Here is a 23,248-nt window from a genome sequence, read left to right as displayed (position 1 = left end):
TGTGTACCACTAATCTCTCAAGCAGCCAAGAGGAATTACTTTGACACCATCTGTGCGAGTATATGCCATTTGTCCTCCGGTCAGAATTATCAATAAATCGGGTTCTCGTATAGGCATCTGCCGCTCTTGTTTGTTGTGTTCTCGGATGAGTCGTTTAAGTTCCAGCAGATGCTCAGCTCCCATATCTATTTCTTTGCTTCCAAGCTTACATTCTATAAGCGCATATCTACCATCCTCAAGATGAAGTACTATATCGGCTTCAAGCCCATAACGATCATTATAGTATGAGACATGACTGTTTACATCCATGGTGTAAGCCCTGAGATCTCGTACGCACATCTGTTCAAATATGAAGCCGAATGTTTTTAGCTGAACCGACAACGCCTCCGGAGACATCCCGAGCAGTGCGACAGCAATTGACGGATCGCAAAAACTTCGTTTGGGAGAGCTTCTAATAGCGGTTTTACTCCGGATCGCCGGGCTCCATGCGTCTATATTCTGTATGACAAAAAGGTTCTCCAAGGCTCTTTCATAATCATTGAACGTATCCATGGACAAACAGACTTCTCCGGAAGCCGTAATATCAGACAAAAGTGTAGTTTTCTTTGCGAGAGTGGATATATTACGAGCATACGAACGTAACAGGAAATCTGCGGTCTTTGTATCTCTCTGCCGTCCATCTATGCGTGAAATATCCTCACTGCAAACCGTGCGTACATAATTTTTTGCAATAAGCAGCTGTGCCTTATGTGAGCGGGCAAAAAGAGAGGCAGGCCAACCTCCCCGAGAAGCGGCGAATATAAGATCTTCTATACTCATTTTTGATGTTTTACCATCGATATCGTAGTTCGGATCATTGAATAGATTTCGCAGGGAGACTTCCCCTGCTGAGTCCCCGGACTCCCATAAACTCATTGGAAGCATCTTCATACGAGCTATTCGTCCTGTGCCGGAGTGTAGGATTTTGCTTTTTTCTATCGCATTAGACCCGGTGAGGATAAACTGACCGGGCAATCCACGCTCATCGACTTGAGTACGAACCGCATCCCATAAAACCGGAGCATCCTGCCATTCGTCTATAAGCCGAGGCACATCTCCTTTGAGCAATAATGAGGGCTTGGAAGTCGCAGTAGCAAGATACTCTTCTCTCATATCAGTATCCTGCATTTTGATAATGCTTTTGGCAAACTGCGCTGCCGTGGTTGTTTTACCGCACCATTTCGGACCTTCTATCAGCACCGCACCAAAGGCATCGAGAAGATCTTGAAGCATTGCATCGGCTGTTCTTTGAAAGTATTCCATATACTGAATATTATAAAGGCAAATGTACGAAAAGAGTTTCTTTCAGCAAATTCATTCGGTTTTTTTGTGGCATTTCATTCGGTGTTTTTGTGGCATTTCATTCGGTATTTTTGCGGTTTGTCCGCTATCTTTTCTCAAGGGATAATCTTCTTCCCTCTATGCAAGTTTTCTAAAATTGAAATACTCTATGTTCATTTGGAGGAGGTTGTTCGGATCAATGCTGTCGGGAAAGCTTTGCCCGTCTGCCAAACAACTGTTTATCGAACCCACCCGCTATATTTACTTCGATACTATTAGTAGCGTCAATATGGTGTTTCTACAGACAGGTTTGTTATTGAACCTATCGGGTGCTTTTGAAGCCCTCATAAGGAGTTTTTCCGAAGCTCTATTTTTATATATTCCATCCCGAAAAATACTCCCTTTTTTCTTGCTCTCTATTTTGATCGGAGGGGTCATTTTCAGAGCACGACCAAACTGTTAAATCAGGGCTGTTTTATTAACACAATTTCTGATACCTATTAAGCAAAAACGCTAAACGAGCATATTGTTTCGGCTTAACGTGTTTAATTTTTCAACGAACACGTTTAGTGATTTCATTAAACACGTTTACCGGATTCGATAAACGTGTTTAGCCAAAACCAATAAAATGCTAACAATCAGCCATCTACGTATTTTCGTTCCCAAATATACCTGAAAAAGCAGATTTCTTTATTAGGAAACATTTACAGAAAAGGGCGTTAAAATTTACACCTATTAACGCGAAAAAGCCCCATGAAATGGACTGAGAAAAAATTTTTTCCAAATTCGCGATTTTCAGTAAAACCCTGATTAAAAATCCATTACAACGATTGATTGATTTGATCTTCAAGAAGAGAGAGACGGAAGAGGTACCTGAGAGGAGAAAATTAACAGCTCCGTTTTTATATAAAAGCTCCCTGAAAATGCTGCTTTTTTGCCCTCGTCAAAGCAGTTGAAAAGTGATAAAAACAGCCTCGTTTTGGAACAAAAAAGAAGCTGCGCCTTATCTGCTCCGAAAATGGCAGACAAGGCGCAGCTTGTTTATCCTTTTATACCTTCCCGAAGATCGGGAACGGCTCTTTTGGGGATATTACTTGATGTATTCGGCGATAACCGTGCTGAGTTCGCTTGGATTGATACCGCGCTTTAGGATCACGCCATCAGGGCTGATAAGCATAAGGTGAGGAATACCGTTTACGCCGTAAGCAGTAGCACCTGCACTCTCTTTATCGAAAAGGTTTTCCCACACGATACCGTGCTCTTCTTTAGCCTTTTCGTTTGCTTCAAACTTGTCCCAAGTAGCAACGCCAAGTACGCGAAGACCTTTGTCTTTATAAGCATCGTAGGCTTTGCGGATATGTGGCATGGCTGCCTTGCAAGGACCGCACCAAGAAGCCCAGAAGTCTACAAGAAGATAGCTCTTGCCGTCCATGAAAGAAGAGAACAACACTTCTGTTCCATCTTCTTGAGCAGCTGTGAAGTCTACGTAATTAACACCTTCTTTTGTGGCTTCAAAATTCTTTACAGCCTCATAACCTTTGAGAAGTCTTGGGCTCTTCTTTACCATATCGGAAGCTGCTTCATACATTTGTACGAACTCTGCATCTTCCAAGAATGGTCTTGCAAACTCGAAAGATACACGACCAAGAACATTTTCTTTATTGGCTTCATAGATGGCAAGAGCTTCTTTCTTCAAGCCTGCAATAACTTCCTCTTCCTTAACGCCGTAGAGAGAGTCTTTTTGCTCTTCTTGCAAAGTAGAGTCTGCCATCAAAGTGTTGCCGTATTCCCTTAGATCCTTTATAGCAACTCTGCGTGTCTTGATCAAAGAGCTCCAAGAGTCTGCAAGAGGAGTACCGGCAAAGTCTACCTTAGGGGCAGTGCCTTCTGCCACCGGATTTACTGTAACGGTAAGGTTACCCGGCTCAGCGATAAAAGAACCTGCAATGTCTTCTACCTTGAACACCAAATAAGCGATAGTGTCTGCTGTAATAGGAGCAAAAGTAAACTTACCTGCTTCCACCAATACTGAGTCCACCACTTTTTCGTCTTCCGAATAGATGTAGGCATACTTGCCGTCAAGAGAACCATCCGATACGGTACCGGAAATAAGTGCCTCGTTTTTTGAAGTGTTACAAGCAGTGAGCAACAGCGCTGCACTCATAACACCGAAAATAAACTTCTTCATAATAAAAATAAATGTTTGTGATAATCTTCTTGTCTTAAAGTCTCTGAAAGAACATCCAAAGATGGAGCAAAGGTACAAATATTTAGTCGGTTAGCTCATATTTAGAGAAAAACTTTTGTGCCGACAGTGATATTTTGGAGAATTTTATACAAGAGAGGAAAACAAGAGTATCTCTCAAAGTGCAATCCTCACACCCTTTTCTGCAAATGCAAACGGCTCTTCTGTCTCAATGAGATAGTATCTTTTCAGCATTTACACATTGCACACTTCCCTATTTTTTGTTCAATTATTTATATCTTTGCCCAATAAAGATACTTGGAGGTCTGTTTACGACTGCAGGACAGCGGCAGTCCGATCTCTCTAAAACGAAGCAGATAAGAATGCAACTCCTACAAAACAAACTCAGAAAGTTTGATGCCGACAAAAAAGCAATAGCTGCCGGCATATATCCATACTTCCGAACTATTCAGAGTGAACAGGGTAATGAAGTGATCATAAACGGGAAGAAAGTGCTGATGTTCGGATCGAACTCCTATCTCGGACTCACCAATCATCCCAAAGTAAAAGAAGCAGCCGAACAGGCAACCAAGAAATATGGTACGGGCTGTGCAGGATCAAGATTCTTGAATGGTACACTCGATATACACCTCGAACTGGAAGATGAGTTGGCAGATTTCCTTGGGAAAGAAGCCGTACAGCTCTACTCCACCGGATTTCAAGCAAATGTCGGAGCGGTCTCATGCGTTACCGGTCGGGAAGATTACATTCTCTGGGATGAGAGAGACCACGCATCCATCATAGAAGGACACCGTTTGTCGTTCTCGACAAAGCTGAAGTTCCGCCACAACGATATGGATTCGCTCGAACAGATGTTGCAGAAATGCGAACCGGACAGAGTGAAGCTGATTGTCGTGGATGGCGTATTCAGCATGGAAGGAGACCTTGCTCCTCTTCCGGAGATAACCCAGTTGGCAAAGAAGTACAACGCAGCCGTCATGGTGGACGAAGCGCATGGCATCGGAGTGATGGGCGATATGGGACGAGGAACATGCGATCATTTCGGAGTGGTCGATGACGTCGATCTCATCATGGGAACATTCTCCAAGTCTTTTGCATCCCTCGGTGGCTTCATCGCCGGAGACAAGGACACCATAAATTATCTTAAACATCATGCCCGTTCTTATATCTTCAGCGCAAGCTGTACACCTGCTGCCACCGCAGCTGCTCGTGCTGCTCTGGAGATCATGAAGACAGAACCATACTATATAGATAACCTTTGGAGGCTTACGCACAAAGCTCTTAGAGGTTTCAAGGAACGCAATTTCGAGATCGGCGCAACCTCTACACCTATCATTCCACTCTTTGTCAGAAACAATGAAAAGACATTCATGATTACCAAAGAGCTGTTTGAGAGAGGGCTGTTTGTCAATCCGGTTGTTGCTCCTGCCGTAGCATCGGGAGATACGTTAATACGCTTCTCGCTCATGGCATCCCATACCGACGAGCAGCTGGATTTCGCTTTAGACCAGCTCCAAGAGGTGTTCATAAAATATGGTGTCATAGAACAATAAAACAGAAGAAGCTCGATCGTCATCGAGCTTCTTCTGTTTTATCACTGTGATAGGAGCTATCGCTTGTACTGTCTAAACCAATTGTCTTCTTCAAAGATCTCTCCCCAGACGGAGCGGAACTTCTCTATCTCTTTCTCCCGATCCCTTACGGCAGATAGAGAAAACAAAGACACAGCACCAAATAGATCTCTCTTCTTTCCGGCAAGAGCCGGCTCCGTCTCTCGAAAATCCTTTCTCCAAAGAGACAAAAAAGTAATTGAGTCGTTCTCCGATTTGGCTAACTGTTCGATATAAAAGTAAGCACGAGACTCCTCTGACCGGTCTGAGACATAAGGCGGACACAGTCGCTTCTTTTTCCCATGCTGTTGGTACCCGGCAATTGCTCTGATCTCCCACGAAAAGGGAATGAAAGAGAGCTTTTTCAAGAAGTACTTTTCTGTGGTACGATCGCCTGTCCTGTTGGCAACATCCCAGCCTATGAGCGAGGCTCTCCACTTTAGAGAGGGGAAAGAGTCGCTTCTGACAAGTTGTTGAAGAAGCATTGAAGCCCGGTTGTAATCCGCACTATCCAACGCATTTTGAGCGTTGGCCACGAGAGCCGAATAGCTTCTGCCGGTGTACAAATCATACTCCCGGCGCAGCTTTGAAGAGGGTGCTTCTCTATCTATCTCTTCTGAAAGAGGGTAAATCAACTGATGAGACGGGATCAAAAACAGGTTTCTCTCATGCTCTTGCAGCAGTTCTTCAAACCTTTCGGAGCTTTTCACTCTTGCGTTGTACTCCTTCCCTTTGTTCCAAATACGGCATCCGGAAAGAGTTAGAAGCAGAATAAAGAAGAGAAGAACCCTAACGCACCTTCTGTGTTGCCCATTTTGCCAGCCAAGTGAAGCCATAAGAGATACAAAGAAGAACTATAATGGTAGCCCCCGTAGGCAGATTCAAGAGATAACTGCCGGCTAATCCGACCAGCGCTGCCAGCATGGAGATGGAGATAGAGAGCAGTATGATTTTCTTCAGATCATGAACATACAAAGAAGCAATCATCTGCGGAATGGTAAGCATACTCATCAACATCATCACTCCCATCGTTCTTATCGTAAGGACAATTCCTATGGAAAGAAATCCTATCATAAAGAAGCGCACAACCCCAACACCTTTTGCACGTGTGGAAGCGTACTCAGAGTCGAACATGATAAAGAGCAACGTCTTATAATAGTAGAGCACCAAAGGTATCAGGATAGCAAGAAAGCCGATCAACATCCAGAGATCGGCTTTTGAGACCAACAGGATATTCCCGAAAAGGTAAGCGGAAAGGTTGGGAGCATATCCGGGCGTAAAATGACTGAAAAGAATACCCACCGCCATACCTAAAGACCAGACAGCAGCAATAGCAGAGTCTTCTCTCACTCTCCCTTTACTGCTTAAGCCCTCCACCAAAAAGCCACTGCCCAATGCAAAAAGAGCAGCCGTATATATCGGATTTACGCCTAAAAAGAAGCCCAGACCAAGTCCGCCGAAAGAGGCATGCGTGATACCTCCGCCGACAAATACCATTCTACGAACCACCATAAAGGAGCCGATAATCCCCGTGAGTACGGAGATCAGCAGTGCCACAGCTATCGTATGCAGCAGAATATCGGTCATACGCTATCGGTTATGCTCAGGCAGAGGGATGGGTATAGCTGTTTTCTAGAGTGGAATAGTCTCTCATTTCGTTCACGATCAAGAATAGTTCGTCCTTGATAACAGCAGGGAGCGGGATGTTTCTAAGCTGAATGCTCCTCGCCCATCCGGGAACATCTTCTTGCTTGAGCGTGTAAAGGACATCCCGGAAACTATCTTCATCTTCCGCTGTATAGAGTGCCGGATCCATTCCGGCATATCTATCCAGCTCTTCATCATCATAATACTCTATCTTGGTACTCACTCCGGAGTGAAGGCTATCCTTGATGCACGTCAGGTGCATACCGCAACAGCCTTCCGGGCGTTCCTTCTGTTCCTGTTCCCGTTCCTCTTCAGACAGAGGTTTACTCCTGAGCAGTATTCCTACCAGAACAGCCGTAATCACCGCTATACCTAAGAGTATCATCCATGTTTCCATATACAGTAGATTACAGAGTCTTTTCCTGTTATTTTCTATACGGACGTATGACGAAGCCGAAAGCGGTCTCTTCCACCGGCACTAAGAACTCTTTTCTCACACCGGGTCCGCATGTTGCAGTACCTATACCCATTTGGCGATGATCCAAGTGTACTGTTACATCCTCTCCATCGGGCAGATGATGTTGGTGAGTGGCTTTACGGATAGAGCTGTCGCTGTACGGATAAGCACTGAACTGGAACAGCTCCTCACCGAGTGCTTTTACGTACAACCCCTTACCGCTTCCATCTGCAATCTCCATCCAACGAGTGCCTGTTCTGTTACCGGTAGCTTGCGGACGCACATAGTTGTGGAACATCTCATCAACGCTTCGAGAGTCTATCCGAACGATACCGGCATCTGCTCTATCCACGTATGTTTCGTACGGAGCACGTCCCAAATATTTCACGTTGCGGAACTCCTTGGACATCGTAAAGGCGAGTCCCAAACGAGCCACAGCCTTCAACACTTCTTGGTTAGGCTTCCAAACGATGGATATTTTCACCTCTCCTTGAGCACCCTTACTGATCTTTTGTTCGGCAAAACCGAGTTTCTGACCGCTTCTGCCCAGTAGTTCCAGATTCACTATGGTAGATCCGTCTTTCTGTGCAATAACGGAAACCACCTTTTGTTGCAGGCTATCTATTCCGGAAGATTGCCATGCACGGTTGCCATGAGCATCTCTAATGTCGTTATCCGTAGGCGGTCTCCAGAGCGATATGGCTATCGGTGAGGTCAGCATTTCCTCTCCATCCAATGTCAAGGAAGAGATTGCACCGGTTGTTTTATCTATGCGATACTCCACTTTCTCCTTACCAAAAGTGCGAACAGAGGGCTTTGCCGGAGCAATAGGAAGTGCAAACTGATCGTAAGCAACCCTCTTTCCGTCCGGAGCACACCACTCTATGTAGAAAAATCTTTCACCTACACCTTCGAGTTCTTTATCGAAAGCGATACGCATTTCGCCTTTTGAATCGGGAGCGAGATCCAGATTCTCTTTGCCATGAACAAGCATATTTCCTTCGCTATCGAGCACATTCCACTCGGCGTGGAAGGCATTCGTATTGGTGAAAGCGTACCAGTTGCGTACCTCCAAGCGGACTTCTTTCGGAGAAGCAGAGAGCAGACTGCTCTTTATATTCTGATACACCTTCTGTACTTCTGCCAAATGAGGGTGAGGAGTACGGTCTGCGGCAACCAATCCGTTGGTACAGAAGTTCCCGAAGCTGGGAACATTCTTCGGGCCATAGTCGCCACCGTATGTCCAGTAACTCTTACCGCTCTTCGGATCGACCTCTCTGAACGACTGATCCACCCAGTCCCACACGCAACCTCCTTGTGCTTTCGGATACTTCTCAATGACATCCCAGTAAGTTCTGAAGCCACCCAAGCTGTTACCCATAGCGTGAGCGTACTCACACAAAATGAATGGACGGTAGATGTCTTCCCTTGTTACATACTCCTCGATATGCTCCGGTGAGCGATACATTCGGCAGTATATGTCTGTGTTGTACGCCTCTTCGGATCTTTCGTACTGTACCGGACGAGAAGTATCTTGCTTCTTGAGCCAGTTGTATGTTGCTTCAAAGTTCACCCCGTTTCCTGCTTCATTACCGAGCGACCAGATGATAACCGATGGAGTATTCTTGGTTCTGTGATACATTCTCTCGGTCCGCGCCATGTGGTGAGCCATCCAGCGTTCATCCTTAGCGAGCGACTCTTTTCCGTAGCCCATACCATGGCTTTCGATGTTCGCTTCATCTATCACATACAGTCCGTACTGATTGCAAAGATGATACCAGTAAAGATCGGTAGGATAGTGCGAGTTTCTTACCGTATTGATGTTATGCTCTTTCATAAGGAGTATATCCTGAAGCATCTCTTCACGAGATATTGTGCGACCGCGTTGCGAGTGCTCATGACGATTGACCCCCTTTATAAGTATCGGTTTCCCGTTTACTTTTAACAGCCCATCGGCAACCTCTACGGAACGGAAACCTATCTCCATTCCTGTCTGATAGATCGGAGTACCTTTCTTATCCTTGAGTTCTAAACGGAGTGTATAGAGATTGGGATGCTCCGCACTCCATGCTTTCACATCCGGAAGTACGACCTGCGGGAACTGTACAGCCTTAGATCCTTTGCCCTTGATACTCGCGGAAGAAGAAGCGACCGTAGCCCCACTATCATCAAGAAGCATATAAGAGAGTTCGAGAGCACTTCTGTTGTTATTGAACAGCTCGGCACTCACATCAAGGATACCGTTCTTGTACTGCTCTTTGTCCAATGAAGCATTCAGAGAGAGGTCTTTGATGTAGCTTTTAGGCGTGGAATAGAGAAAAACATCACGCTCTATCCCGCTGATACGCCACATATCCTGACACTCCAGATAAGAACCGGTGCTCCATCTGTACACCTCTATCGCTATGGTATTGCTCTTATCGTCTCCAATGCGAACATACTCGGTAAGATCCCATTCGGTGGCAGTCTTCGAGTCCATCGCATATCCCAACTTCTTTCCATTGACCCAGAGGTAGTAGAAAGAGGATACACCTTCGAGCCTCAACAGTACTCTCCGGCCTTTCCATGCAGACGGAACGGAAAAAGAGCGACGATAAGAGCCCACCTCGTTTGCCTCAGTCGGGACATAGGGCGGATTCTTCTTGAATGAGAAGAGCGGAGAGTCGAACTCGTATGTCTCGTTCACATAAATGGGAAGCCCGTAGCCCTGTCTCTCCCAGTTGCCCGGGACATTGATAAGATCCCATTTGGAGACATCATAATCCTCCTTATAAAATTCTCTCGGTGCTTTCTCCGGGTTACGCACCCAAGAGAAATGCCACTTGCCATTCAGGCTCATGAACGAGGGCGAAGCCTCTCGATCATATCTCTTTATCTGCTCTGCCGTAGCAAATGGCAGCAGTCCGGCATGAGGTTTAACACCTCCTTCTCCGGTCTTAAAATTCGCCTGCCATTCGGGCAGATTCTTGTCGGTTGATTCTTGCGCAACAGCTACACTACCCAGCAAAGGCAGAGCCATGATGAGCGCCATAAGGATATACATAGTAGAACATCGTTTCATAGTATTACAAAGTTACATTATTCGGTGCAATAGAACAAGAACAGAGTGTTTCTTGATGATATTCTCCCTGCTCGGTGTGGTGCTTTTATATAAAAACGGATGGCAAAAAATCCGGTAAAGAGGCGGCATGAGGCTTCCTCGCATTTCCCTTCCGGGCAAGAGACAAATCCGCAAAAATATGACATACAACGAGATACAAAAGATCGCGAATTTGGGAAAAATTTTTTCTCAGTCCGTTTGATGGGGCTTTTTTGCGTTAATTCGTGTGAATTTCAACATCTACTTCTGTAAATAAGCCTTAATAGGATTTTGCCTCCAAAAACAGCAAAAAAGAGGGCAAAATAGATAAACCACTATCTTTCAACGCCATAAGCAAAAATTCTAAACACGTTAATTGAATCCGGTAAACGTATTAAATGAAATCGGTAAATACGTTTACCGATTTCGGTTAATACTTTAAGCCGACAAAATATACTGCTTTATCGTTTTGAGTGAATCTGCATCAAAAATCGTGTTAATAAAACAGCCCGAATTTAACAGTTCGATCATGCTCTGAAAACACTTCCTCCGATCAAAATAGAAGCAGGAATTTTCGGGGCATTTCACTCGGTATGGAATATATAAAAATCTCTTCGGCAGATGGTCTCAAAAAGTTTTTTGAAAAGGCAAAAGTATTATACATTAAGACACAACTTATAACAAACCAACTTGCATCAAAATAAAAATAAGTTTCGTAGCTTTGTATCCGGTGGCTTTACGTTAATACAAAGCCTTATGAATTAGAATGTTATTAACACATATTCCGCAATGAAAATAGCACAAAGCATTAAAAATATTTTCCGGATAGCACTGCTATGTATCTTGTCCGGTACCATCCAAACCCCCAATGCCTTTTCCGGCATCCGCCCGACATCATCGGCTCTCTTCTCGAACACTCCCGATGGAGACGACGAGGACGACAAAGATGATGATGATCTTGATGGAGTGGATGGCCCTTATATAGTGGGAGAAACACTGTACAGAGTAGATGCACGGGACAACCTGCTCAAAGAAAAAGTGGACAGAAGCAGACCGATACGGGTAGAGGTAAAAAATGAGGATCGAGACCACTTCAACCTCTTTCTTCGTTCCGGTTTCAAGATGTCTCCCGGAACCATACCGATGCCGGACAAGCTGGTTGCAATCTCAGACATCGAGGGGAACTTCGACGGATTTGTCTCTTTCCTCCAAAGCAACGGAGTGATAGACCGAGAGTTCGGATGGAGCTTCGGGAACGGACATCTTGTACTCGTGGGAGACTTTGTAGACAGAGGCGACAATGTAACAGCGGTACTCTGGCTGATCTACAAACTGGAACAGGAGGCAGCACAAGCAGGTGGAGCGGTACACTTCATACTGGGCAACCATGAGCTGATGAATATGCAGGGGAAGTTCCGGTACAATCGCGAAAGGTATGTTGCCGTAGCCCGGAAGATAAGCAGATACGACGATCCGAAAAAGGCAGTGCGGTACATCTTTTCCGAGACAGAGCTGGGCAGATGGCTTCAAACCAAAAACGGCATCATGAAGATAGGTTCGACCCTCTTTGTACACGCCGGTCTTTCACCCGAAATATTGGACCACAACCTCTCGATAGAGGATATAAACCGAATATCAAGAGCCAATCAGACAAAAGATCTCTACGGACACCCCGGAGAAGATCCGAAAGCCAACTTTCTGTTAGGAGCTAAAGGTGTGTTCTGGTATAGAGGCTTTGTATCGGCATACAAGGACAGATACACCAAGATAGAGCAGCACCGGCTGGATGAAATACTGAACCGCTACGGAGCAGACAGGGTGGTGTTCGGACACTCTGTCGTTGAGGATATTGTTCCGACGTTCAACGGCAAAGCGATCAACATAGACCTCAAACATGGTCAAAAGAAACAGACCGGCAAAACCAAAGGTCTCCTTGTGGAAAGGGGCGTATTTTACAGCATCGACGACCTCGGCAATCGCAGAAAGTTATACTAAGACTAAAAGCGTGTAGGAGCCATCCTCTCTCACGGAAACATACTCAACAGCACCTTTCCTACCACATCTCTCGTGGCGCGATAGGTGCTGTTGTGGTTATTGACCATAATGCAGACCGCATAAGTCTTCCCTTTATAAGGAATATATCCGGCATAAGTAACCACTTGTCTCATGGATCCGCTTTTCAGTTGAGCCTTTCCGGCAAGAGAAGTATTCTTGAGAAAGTTCTTTACACTACCGTCCTGCCCAACGAATGGCAGCGTACTGCGAAACAGCGCACCGCGAGGAGAGCGATGCTCTTTGGCAAGCAGCTCGGAGAGGAATGCCGGAGATAGTCTGCCGTATGGCGATAGTCCGCTGCCGTCCATCAAGTCTGCCTCTTTCAGCGACAAACCTCTACCTGCCCAATAAGCTTCAAGATCAGCTAAAGCTTTCTGGAAAATATTTTGCCCGGCAAGGTGTTTTCCTTGGGGAGAAGCTATTGCGAGCAGAAGCTGTTCGGCAAAGAGGTTGTGGCTATGTACATTGGTGATCTTCGCTATTTCGAGAAGTGTTGGGGAGAGGTGCCTGTACAAGAGTGTTGCTTCCGAGGGGAAGCCCATCGTTTGATCTGCAGGAAGAGCAATGGAAACACCATTTTGCCGAAGGACGGATGTGAGTCTTCGGGCAGCAAAAAGTGCCGGAGAAGGGATGCTGCCACGTATGGTTACACTCTCTTTATCTGCCGGAAAAAGTCCGTAAACGGTTCTTTCGTAAGAGTTCAAAGCCCCCGTGATATGCAGACTGTCGGTACTCTTTCTGCCGGACACTTCAAAACTTTGGCGGATATTCAGTTCAGGAACATTCGGAAAGACTCTCACATCCCGTCTGTCTCGGTACACGGTAACGGAATAAGCATTATCATAGAGGCAAAGACGAGAAACGTGAGGAGCATAATGGTTGCCAAGATCGGTGTGAAGCCAGTACGGATTTATGGAGAACAGGTCTGCTTCGGATACCGGAGCCAATACTCGTCCGACAATCTGACGTATGCCGAGTGCTTTAAGCTCTTTCAGCACAGCAGAGAAAAGCGTATCTTGAGGTGTATTGGTGAGAAAACGAGAGCCGAGAGAGGGATCTCCTCCCCCGATGATGTAGAGATCTCCATTCAAGATGCCGCCTTTCTCTATGGTTCCGGTATATCTGATCTCTGTGGAAAAGCGGTAATCCGCACCCAAAACTTCGAGTGCGGTAGCTGTGGTTATCACTTTCATCACACTTGCGGCAGTGAACAGCACATGGCTGTTTTGAGATAAAATCTCTTTCCCGGTATCGGCATCCCTTACGCTTATACCCAATAAAGCATTCTTTAGGGGTGCAACAGAAGATGAGGCAGGCATCCTCTGAGAGTAAGCAGAAGCATATCCGAATGAGATAAGAATAAGTGTAAAGAGGTGTCGAAATCCAATCATACAAGTCTAAATCTTTTTTACGCATTTCTTCAAAGATAGCTATCTTTTGCTCGCGACCCGATATTTCGAGCGTGAATCTTGTTAAGACAGCTCAGTAAAAAAGGCAACAAAATTTAACGCAGCTGAAAGAATAGTAGCACAAAAGGTATCATTCTAAATTTTTTATCTTTGTAAACATCAAGTTTTACACAGACACAAGACCGAAAAATATATGATTAAAGACTTTTTCGACAGGCCATTTACCTTAGACAGACTATCTAAAATCTTCTTTTCCGTACTGTTTGCGGCGTTGGGAATATTTCTGTTCCAAAAGTTATCGGGCATATTGATCCCTTTTATACTGGCATGGATCATCGCACATCTGCTTATGCCGTTGGTTTACTTCTTCGAGAAGAAACTCAAAATACGCTCACGGGCTCTCTCGGTACTTACGGTTCTGATCCTTGTTGGGGGAACAATTTCGGGAATAATCATAGCTATATGGCCCTCTTTAACGGCAGAAGCGAATAAAGCATGGGAGTTACTCCAGACGTATGCTTCGTTTGAAGCCTTAAAGAGCATCCTTCCACCGAGTGTGGTAGAGCAGCTGGAGCAGTATCCCGATGTGGCTTCGGTGATGAACGAGTTCAATATGGAGAACCTGATAAAGACCCTCCAACAGTTCTTGAGCAAGTCCGTCTCTATCCTTGCAAGCACATTCTCCATCATCATGAGTACGACAGTGGTCTTCCTGTTCCTGCTCTACCTCATCTTTATCATGCTGGACTACGAAAGGCTAAATGCCGGATTCATGAAGCTGATACCGGATCATCTGAAGCCGTTCGTGGTAGAAATGGGACACAACGTGGAATACTACCTGACCAACTACTTCAAAGGACAATCCCTTATAGCTCTTTGCGTGGGCGTGTTGCTATCCATAGGCTACTCCATACAAGGGCTTCCTCTCGGTATTTTACTGGGTATGCTGATCGGATTGCTGAATCTGGTTCCATATCTGCAAATATTGGGACTGCTTCCTATCGTCTTTCTTTCAATGCTGCATAGCGCAGAGACGGGTCAGCATCTGGGCATAGTCCTCGCAATATCTTTGGGCATACTTCTTCTGGTACAGATTATCCAGGATACGTTCCTCACTCCGCGCATCATGGGAAAGACCATGGGAATGAAACCTGCCGTTATTCTCCTTTCACTATCCATATTCGGCTACCTGTTCGGACTGCTTGGAATGGTGATCGCTCTCCCTGCAACAATGATTCTGTACACCTTCCACATGAAATATATCGTGGGCAAACCGGTGGAAAATCTTGAACTTGAACAGAAGAAAGCCGATCCGCTCTGGAGTAAGATAGTAAAGAAAACAAGGCGAAAGAAATAGATTTTTAAGCAGAGGTATTGGAGAATTAAAAATTTCTCTCTACCTTTGCGCTGCAATGAAGTGATTCATGCGCTAGTTTTTCATTTGATTTTCATAATTGACAGGTGGGATTCGCTAGCTCAGTAGGTAGAGCACATCCCTTTTAAGGATGGGGTCCTGGGTTCGAGCCCCAGGCGAATCACCAAGAGAGGTGGAATTCGGGAGAATTCTGCCTCTCTTTGGTTTTTATAAGCACCTAACGCTTGCCAGATGAAGAGAGAAAGCGCCAGAATCAGAAAGCAATAGACTTTTTTCGTAACTTTGGACTCTTCTTTTTTGATTCCTTACATATATCTTCCACAACATGATTCCAAAAGAAAAGCATCCGCATATCTCTACCATGATTCCACACTTGTGGGAATTATTGGCTCAGAATGAGAAAGAATTTTTTCAGATCTACTCTGCTTTTGAACAGGTAGCCCCGAAAGAGATACTACTCGAAGAGGGGATGATACCGGAGTATTGCTATATCCTTATTCAAGGACAGGTAAAAGTAACAATGGAATCTTACGGGGGGAGAAGGCATATCGTCAACCTTATCTGTCCGGGGAAGCTTTTCGGGTATCGCACTTTCTTTATGGGAAAGCCGAGTGCAGTCCGCATCTCTGCTGTGGGTGCAAGCCTTGTTTATAAATTTCCTTTGACCGTCTTGGAGGATATTGCAAGAGAAAATCCCAAAGTAAGCTACTGGCTGATGCTGGAAAGCTATCGGGACATATTCTTAAGCGACAGAAGATCGGTAGGGTTGCTGGTCAAGCAATCCCGCGCACGCATGGCAGAAGGACTGCTGTTACTGAAAGAGATGTACGGACTCAAGCCGAACGGTTCTTTGAATATCAATCCGACCAGAAAGGATATGGGCGAACTTTCCAACATGACCATCAGCAATGCAATACGTACTCTCAATGCATTTGAAGAAGAAGGTCTCATAAAAATGGAAGGTCGGGAGATTACAATACTCAACGAAAAAAGCATCGATGAGATAGCACGAAAGGGTTAAATCAACGCATCAAGAGCCGTTCCCGAACAGAAAGGATAAAAGTGATGGACAAAAGAAGCGAAGCATTGGAGCATCTTCCGGTAGGACGACTACTAAGGCAGTTTGCCGTTCCGGCTGTGGTTGGAACGATGGTAAACTCGCTTTACAATGTCGTGGATAGAATGTTTATCGGAAATGGTGTCGGCAGCTTGGCAATATCCGGACTGGCTGTAACATTTCCCATCATCATATTCCTTCAGGCTATGGGAATGCTCATCGGTTCGGGAGCATCTGCAAGGGTCTCCATTTTGCTCGGAGCAAAAAAAAGAGAGACAGCGGAAGAGCTTTTGGGCAATGCTTTTCTCCTCACGCTCCTGATCAGTCTTCCGGCCACACTGCTCTGTCTCATCTATCTGGACGATCTCCTTTTGGCTTTCGGCGCAAGCTATCAGACCTTGAAGTATGCTCGCGAATATCTCATAATAGCACTGCCCGGCAATATCTTTGCAAACATTGCTTTCAGCTACAATGCGGTAATGAGAGCGGCAGGCTATCCCTCCAAAGCCATGACGACAATGCTTATCGGAGCCATATCGAATATTATTCTGGATCCGATCTTTATCTTTGTCTTCGACATGGGAATAGCAGGAGCTGCCTGGGCTACCGTTATATCCATGTTTATCAGTATGTGCTTCGTCGTTACTCACTTCCTGAGTAAAAATAGCAACATACAGCTTCGCATAAAAAACTTCAAACTCAAAAAGAGACACATCATCGCCATCCTCTCCATCGGTATGGCACCTTTCTCCATGCAGCTGACCGGCAGTCTCATCACCGTGATTCTCAATAAAAGTTTGGCGCAGTACGGAGGAGACTATGCGGTGGGGGCGTATGGCATACTGAGCAGCTTCGCTATGCTTATCCTGATGCTGTGCTTGGGTGTTTCTCAAGGTATGCAGCCGATTGTCGGTTATAACTATGGTGCCGAACTCTACCACAGAGTAAAAGAGGCTTCGTGGCGATCTTTCGGTTTGAATATGAGCATTGGTCTTGTTGGCGGACTATTGGGTGTCTTCGCTCCGAATCTCATCGTTCGAGGCTTTACATCCGATCCCAAACTCATGGATCTCACTATATATGCTGTCCGGGTATGTACTTTTCACTTTGCCGTTGTCGGTTTTCAGATCACCACAACGCAGTACTTCCAGAGCATTGGCAGGGCAAAAGTCTCCATGCTTCTCTCTCTTACCCGTCAGATTATCTATTTAATTCCGCTGTTATTGCTGCTCCCTCCCATTTTGGGACTCAAAGGAATATGGTTTTCACTCCCCATATCCGACATACTGGCAGCGATGACAGCTTTTTTTGTGTACTTGTACCACTATAACAAACGCATCAAACCGGCTTTATGAAAGTATTCCTCATGTCCATTGTAGGGCAGACTCTCATCATGTTATACCTGCTCTACAAAGTGAATCAGACCTCTCTCAAAAAAACAAAATGGGGAAAGGTGATCATGGCACTTCTTATCCTGATGTATCTTTTCTTCCTCGGAGTATATATTGCTCGTAAATCCATACCATGGGAGAGCTTCGGGCAGATCATGTATTTCCTTAACAACTACTACGTTATCATTCTCATATACAGCTTCATCATTGCTCTGATAGGCTTGGGAACGCGCATTGCGCTTCTGCTGTTCCGCAAGAGGTGGAACGTCTCCGCTGAAAACAAACAGCGGTGGTACGGCTACATGATGCTCCTGTCTCTTCTGCTCCTCGTACTGGCGTGCAACAAAGGCTACCGTAATACGATGGAGCCGATTGTCTCACGATATGAAGTGAAGATTGCAAAGCCCTCCCCCGGACAAGAGAAGCTCCGCATAGCTTTGGTGACAGACCCTCACATCGGAGAGATCATGGGCTTAAGCAGCATAGAACGTATGGCTAAAATGGTCGAAGCAGAGAAGCCCGATATTTTTCTCATCGGCGGAGACATCTTCGATTATGACCTGAGATATGGAGAGAAAGAGGGCGTAAAAGAGACCCTGAAATCCATCAACAGCAAGTACGGCACCTATATCGTAATGGGAAATCACGAATACAGAGGCGATGTCGAGGGCAAAAAGGCTTGGCTTCGAGATGCAGGAACGCTTCTGATAGACTCTCTCATCACTCTTCCCGGTACGGATATACAGCTGCTCGGAAGGGATGATCACAACAACCCCGACGGGCGTGCCTCTTTCTCCGATCTGGCAATGCGCTATCGCATAGACCGCAATAAACCCCTGCTGCTACTCGATCATCAGCCCCGTCAAATAGACGAAGCTCAGAGTTTGGGCATAGATCTTGCAATGTTCGGACACACTCATGGCGGACAGTTTATACCTTTCCGCTTTCTCGTACAGCTTGCTTTCAAGCAGATCGAAGGCATTTCACGGTACGGCAATACCACGGTGGTGGTCTCTTCCGGATATGGAGTAGCCGGCTCTCCATTCCGTGTCGGCACACGTAGCGAATTGGTTATTATAGATGTCGAGTTTCAAAAATAACTTATCCCGTCCTGCCATTTTTGGTCGGATGAAATAATAGCACTAATTTTGTAAGCTTCAATAAAGTAGGATATTAAAACACATCATATAAGAGTATGAACATAACAATAAAAGAGAAGAGCGGTATCAAAGCCATCTTTGAAGTGGTTATCACTCCGGAAGACTACAAACCGGGAGTAGAAAAAGCCCTTAAGCAGATCAAGAACAACGGTAACTTCCAAGGTTTCCGCAAGGGTAAAGTGCCTATGGCAATGGTACAAAAGCTCTATGGTATGTCTGCCAAAGTAGAAGAAGTTCAACGTCAAATCAGCGAAGGAGTAGATAAAGCCTTGAGAGAAAACGAGCTTAAAGTGCTCGGACAACCCATGGTTACGGACAGCACTCCTGCTATCGACTTTGAGAAGCAAGAGACTTTCGCACTCGACTTTGAAGTGGCTCTTCGTCCGGAAGTAACCAATCTTCCCACAAAAGAAGACAAGCTGCCATACTACAACATAGAGCTTACAGATGCAGATATAGATGCTCGCATCCAAGAGATACTTAAGTCCAACCCTCGCTACGTAGATGCAGAAGTGGTGGAAGTAAACGACATCATTCGCGGAACAGTATGCGAGCTTGACGCAGACGGTAAGCCTCTCGAAGGCGGATTGCGCAAGGAAGAGAATGCCATGCTTCTTGTCTCCATGATCAAGAATGAAGAACAGCAAAAACTCTTCATCGGCTCATCTCTCAACAGTGTCATAGTATTCGACCCTACGGTTGCTTTCGGTAGCACAGTAGAGTTTGCTTCACTTCTCGGTCTTAAGAAAGAAGAGGTGGAAGGCAACCAATCCAAGTTCAGCTTCGAGATCCAAAAGATTACTCGCAGTGAAGCGGCAGAACTCAACCAAGACTTCTTCGATGCTCTATTCGGAGAGGGTGAAGTGAAGAGCGAAGACGAAATGCGTGCAAAGCTGAAAGAGATCTACGGCAGACAAAACGAGAACGACTCCATGTATAAGTTCCAACTCGATACAGAGTCTTACATCAAAGAGCACAAGGCAAACACCATCGCACTGGATGAAGAACTCCTCAAGAAGTGGTACAAGACTACCGAGCAGGGAGCAAAGATGACGGACGAAGAGTTTGAAAAGTCTATGCCTCGCTTCTTTGAAGACATCAAGAGCTACATTTACAGAGATGCAATCCTTACGGCAAATAATATCGTAGCCACAGAGGAAGACACTCTCAACTCTGCAAAACAGATGGCAGCGATGCAGTTTGCACAGTATGGCATGAACAACATCCCCGAAGATGTGCTTGCCAACTACGCCAAGACGCTTATCGAAAAGCCTGAAAGCCGCAACCAGATCAACGATCAGATCGAGAGAAGCAAGTTTGCCGCTTGGATGAAAGACCAGGTAACACTTGAAGAAAAGAACGTTACGGCAGAAGAGTTCAAGAAAATGTTCGAACCGGCAGAAGCATAATCTTCTCCCGCCACAGATAACAATACCGGACTCCGGTAACCAAGCTGCACCCCGAAAGTTAGGAACAAAACTTTCGGGGTGCAGTTTCTTTTGAGCCGTCAGCCCGGAAATCCTCCGTCTGAAATACAGATTAACGCACACCATAAAGAGACCTTTGAAGCAGATAAGCTGCTATGCAAAGGTCTTCTTACGGCTATTTGGGGTATATTTGCACCAAGATCAACAAGACCACACAGATCATGACACAAAAAACAAAGTACGTAATCGCCTACCTGATGGTAACAATACTGATAGCTGTAATAATAAGGTTTATCATCGAAATGGGTTGGCTCTCCCGCACTTCAGGAGTTATCGTTTTCATTATGATTGTCGCATCGGATCTCATAGGCAGATACACTCGCAAAAGAGTGGAGAAGAAAAAAACGTGCGAAGAGCAATCCGATCTTCCGAGATAGTTTTCAGCCCCCGAAACCGCCCTTCATTTTTATATATTCCATCCCGAAAAATACTCACTTTTTTCGGTCTCTCTATTTTGATCGGAGGTAGTGTTTTCAGAGCATGACCGAACTGTTAAATTCGGGCTGTTTTATTAACACGATTTTTGATGCAGGTTTACTCAAAACGCTAAAGCAGTATATTTTGTCNTGACCGAACTGTTAAATTCGGGCTGTTTTATTAACACGATTTTTGATGCAGGTTTACTCAAAACGCTAAAGCAGTATATTTTGTCGGCTTAAAGTATTTAACGAAGTCGGTAAACGTATTTACCGATTTCATTTAATACGTTTACCGGATTCGATTAAAGTGTTTAGCCAAAATAATCAAGACACTAAATATCAGCAGATTACCTGTTTTTACCCTAAAATGCCTCTGAAAAGGCAAATTTCTTTATTAGGAAACGTTCACAGACAAAGGTGTTAAAATTTACACCTATTAACGCGAAAAAGCCCCATCAAACGGACTGAGAAAAAATTTTTTCCAAATTCGAGAAAATCCGTATCACTTTGGGATAAAAGAGCTTACGACATTACGGCTTTTCTTCCATAATGAAAAAAGAGAAAAAAGAAGAGATTTTCAGGAGCTTCGGAGGAGGTCATTTTTATATATTCCATCCCATCAGAAGCTCTTTTCAGCCGAGCCTCTGTACCCGCTTTTCCACAAGAAAAATGGTGCAAATCTTGTGAGCAAATATCGCCGAGCCAATCAGCGCACGACGATTTCGTCCGTAAAGATCCACTCACCCCTGCTTCCTGCCTTGCCAATAATACGCAGGTAACGAGCTTTAACCTTCCCCTCCCACCTCCAATGCTCTATGAAAGAGATTGTTCGAGGCTCTTTCGGATGCTCTTTTCGGAAGATTTCCACAAAGTTTTTCCCATCTGTCGAAGCCATGATACAGAGTTCTTTTGGCAGATAGATCCCTGCGACATCCGCTTGGAGGAAGTCCATTCCGATGGATTGTAGTGTAGATGTTTTCCCAAGATCAAGAGTAAGGTCGAGACAATTCTCTCCCAGGAAACCCTGCCAACGTCCATCGCCGTGCTGCCAGTTACCGCGAAGTCCGTCTACCAAAGCCTGTTCGCCGCCGGCATTATAGGAAGGATAGAAAGGTTTGTGATAGATGACCTTCGCCCCCGAGGCCTTGTGGACGACAGGCTGAAGAGTCTCCGGACGATCGCCTTGCTCATGTTTCAGGTCGAATGTATTCACGTTGTTTCGGCGCAGATGCTCTGTTTGTTCCAACGCCCAAGCTCTGAACACCTCATACGGCGGACGCTTATCTCCCAGACGTCCGACCTCTGCAATCGCGAGCATACGAGGGTAGAGCATATACTCCAGATGCTGAGGTGTAGCTACGTATTCCGTCCAAAGGTTTCCCTGCACGCCGAGTATTCCTTTCGGCAGCTCCATTTCCCAGACACGTTTCAAGGGGAGATAGCCTCCGAAAGATCGGGGTTGAGACTGTGGTGCATCTTGTGCATAGTCCAGATAACAATATTGCGACGGGGAGAAAATAACGTCATAACCTTTTTCCAATGCACGCTGTACCTGCTTGACATCGCGCCAAACCATGACGATACTGCCATCGGGGAGAGAGTCGCACAGGGCATCGTCCCAGCAGACAGGCTTACGACCGTGAGCCGTGACACGACGCATGGCATAGCTTACGATATGGTCTTGGAGTTCGTCGGTGCTTTTCAGCCCCAGCCGTGAAGCCATCTCCCGGCAACGGGAGCAGGTGCGCCAGTGTGTCTTGCCCGCTTCATCGCCTCCGATGTGGATATAATCCGAAGGAAAGATCCTCACGACCTCGTCTATGAGATGGTCTATGAACTTGTAACAGGCAGGATTGGAGGCACAGAAGTCTGCCTGCGCCCCATCGTTCCCAACGCACTTCAGCTCCGGATAAGCCGCCATCACCTCTTCGCTATGCCCCGGTATCTCCACTTCGGGAACGATCATGATGCCTCGTTCATTGGCATAAGCGATGAGGGCTTTCAGTTCGGCCTCGGTGTAATATCCGCCATAGGCGCCGGGTGTTCCTTCCGGGAGGTATCGGCGATCCCCTTCTCCCCACCACTTGTCCCAGTCGCTTTCGGTACGCCATGCCGACAGCTCGGTCAGACGAGGATATCCGGACAATACAAAACGCCAGCCTCCGGCATCGGTCAGATGCAGATGCAGGCGGTTGATGCCGTAGTAGGAGAGGATGTCTATCTGCTTTTTCAGCACATCCACACCGAAGAAATGACGCGAAACATCTATCATGCAGCCACGCCATTCGTAGGCATTCGGGGAGCTTTGATGCAATACTTGTGCGGATACGGTGTGCCATTTTGCCAAGAAGAGCCATAGCAAAACTGCGGGAACAAGGAGAGTAATACGAGATTTCATGATGAAAAATTGGGGTAACGATATAATGTTTATAAACGGAAGCAATGTAGCATTTATTTTGGAGATAATTATCAACTTGAAAAACGATAATTACTAAATTGGAGAACGGTAATTACTAAACCGAGAAATGGTAATTACTAAATTGAAGAACGGTAATTACTAAACCGAGAAATGGTAA

16 protein-coding genes and 1 tRNA gene are annotated in these 23,248 nt (G+C 45.6%); 9 read left to right on the top strand and 8 right to left on the bottom strand.

Going from position 1 to position 23,248, the window contains the following annotated elements:
- Positions 1-9: 9 nt before the first annotated feature.
- Both HQ39_RS07970 and HQ39_RS07960 read right to left on the bottom strand, forming a co-directional pair.
- Entirely contained in the window at positions 10-1,302 is a 1,293-nt protein-coding gene (locus HQ39_RS07970) for an ATP-binding protein (protein WP_036865285.1), read from the bottom strand.
- A gap of 1,108 nt (positions 1,303-2,410) precedes the next feature.
- Positions 2,411-3,508, bottom strand: a complete 1,098-nt coding sequence (locus HQ39_RS07960; protein ID WP_036865282.1) for a TlpA disulfide reductase family protein — start codon at positions 3,506-3,508, stop codon at positions 2,411-2,413.
- 380 nt (positions 3,509-3,888) lie between these two features.
- On the opposite strand from HQ39_RS07960, the gene spt reads away from it, so the two are divergent.
- A complete protein-coding gene (gene spt / locus HQ39_RS07955) occupies positions 3,889-5,079 on the top strand; it encodes a serine palmitoyltransferase (protein WP_036788325.1) in 1,191 nt (396 codons plus the stop codon).
- A gap of 56 nt (positions 5,080-5,135) precedes the next feature.
- Here spt and HQ39_RS07950 read toward each other — a convergent pair whose 3' ends face one another.
- Genes HQ39_RS07950 through HQ39_RS07935 form a run of 4 tightly spaced genes read right to left on the bottom strand, consistent with a single transcriptional unit; the run spans position 5,136 to position 10,301 of the window.
- Complete coding sequence (locus HQ39_RS07950; protein ID WP_152565543.1) at positions 5,136-5,972, bottom strand: hypothetical protein; 837 nt, start codon at positions 5,970-5,972, stop codon at positions 5,136-5,138.
- A complete protein-coding gene (locus tag HQ39_RS07945) occupies positions 5,926-6,723 on the bottom strand; it encodes a metal ABC transporter permease (protein ID WP_036865280.1) in 798 nt (265 codons plus the stop codon). The genes HQ39_RS07950 and HQ39_RS07945 overlap by 47 nt, the downstream gene beginning before the upstream one ends.
- A 16-nt stretch (positions 6,724-6,739) precedes the next feature.
- Entirely contained in the window at positions 6,740-7,168 is a 429-nt protein-coding gene (locus tag HQ39_RS07940) for a phospholipase (protein WP_200879171.1), read from the bottom strand.
- Between the two features lie 40 nt (positions 7,169-7,208).
- Entirely contained in the window at positions 7,209-10,301 is a 3,093-nt protein-coding gene (locus tag HQ39_RS07935) for a glycoside hydrolase family 2 TIM barrel-domain containing protein (RefSeq protein ID WP_036865278.1), read from the bottom strand.
- Between the two features lie 807 nt (positions 10,302-11,108).
- Here HQ39_RS07935 and HQ39_RS07930 point away from each other — a divergent pair.
- Positions 11,109-12,314, top strand: coding sequence for a metallophosphoesterase (locus HQ39_RS07930; RefSeq protein WP_036865276.1), 1,206 nt, complete (start codon positions 11,109-11,111; stop codon positions 12,312-12,314).
- Positions 12,315-12,343: 29 nt separating this feature from the next.
- On the opposite strand, the gene dacB is transcribed toward HQ39_RS07930, so the two are convergent.
- Positions 12,344-13,765, bottom strand: coding sequence for a D-alanyl-D-alanine carboxypeptidase/D-alanyl-D-alanine-endopeptidase (gene dacB, locus HQ39_RS07925; protein ID WP_036865274.1), 1,422 nt, complete (start codon positions 13,763-13,765; stop codon positions 12,344-12,346).
- A 211-nt stretch (positions 13,766-13,976) separates the two neighbouring features.
- Between dacB and HQ39_RS07920 the strand changes: the two genes are divergently transcribed.
- From HQ39_RS07920 to HQ39_RS07890, 7 genes are all read left to right on the top strand, one after another.
- A complete protein-coding gene (locus HQ39_RS07920; RefSeq protein ID WP_036865272.1) occupies positions 13,977-15,140 on the top strand; it encodes an AI-2E family transporter in 1,164 nt (387 codons plus the stop codon).
- Positions 15,141-15,248: 108 nt separating this feature from the next.
- Positions 15,249-15,324 (top strand) — tRNA-Lys (locus HQ39_RS07915).
- A gap of 159 nt (positions 15,325-15,483) precedes the next feature.
- Complete coding sequence (locus tag HQ39_RS07910; protein WP_052110400.1) at positions 15,484-16,179, top strand: Crp/Fnr family transcriptional regulator; 696 nt, start codon at positions 15,484-15,486, stop codon at positions 16,177-16,179.
- A gap of 44 nt (positions 16,180-16,223) precedes the next feature.
- Positions 16,224-17,570, top strand: a complete 1,347-nt coding sequence (locus tag HQ39_RS07905) for an MATE family efflux transporter (protein ID WP_410524599.1) — start codon at positions 16,224-16,226, stop codon at positions 17,568-17,570.
- Complete coding sequence (locus HQ39_RS09300; RefSeq protein ID WP_052079546.1) at positions 17,567-18,706, top strand: metallophosphoesterase; 1,140 nt, start codon at positions 17,567-17,569, stop codon at positions 18,704-18,706. The genes HQ39_RS07905 and HQ39_RS09300 overlap by 4 nt, the downstream gene beginning before the upstream one ends.
- Before the next feature lie 95 nt (positions 18,707-18,801).
- Positions 18,802-20,175 carry a trigger factor gene (gene tig / locus HQ39_RS07895; RefSeq protein ID WP_036865269.1) on the top strand — a complete coding sequence of 458 codons (1,374 nt, stop codon included), beginning with the start codon at positions 18,802-18,804 and terminating at the stop codon, positions 20,173-20,175.
- 173 nt (positions 20,176-20,348) lie between these two features.
- Positions 20,349-20,630 (top strand): hypothetical protein, encoded by a 282-nt coding sequence (locus tag HQ39_RS07890; protein ID WP_036788357.1) that lies wholly within the window; start codon positions 20,349-20,351, stop codon positions 20,628-20,630.
- Positions 20,631-21,378: 748 nt separating this feature from the next.
- Here the strand turns inward: HQ39_RS07890 and HQ39_RS07885 are convergent.
- Positions 21,379-23,070 (bottom strand): family 20 glycosylhydrolase, encoded by a 1,692-nt coding sequence (locus HQ39_RS07885; RefSeq protein ID WP_036865268.1) that lies wholly within the window; start codon positions 23,068-23,070, stop codon positions 21,379-21,381.
- Between the last annotated feature and the right edge of the window lie 178 nt (positions 23,071-23,248).

This window comes from Porphyromonas sp. COT-108 OH2963, from assembly GCF_000768895.1.
GTDB lineage: Bacteria > Bacteroidota > Bacteroidia > Bacteroidales > Porphyromonadaceae > Porphyromonas_A > Porphyromonas_A canoris.
This window is presented reverse-complemented; position numbering and strand designations above follow the sequence as displayed.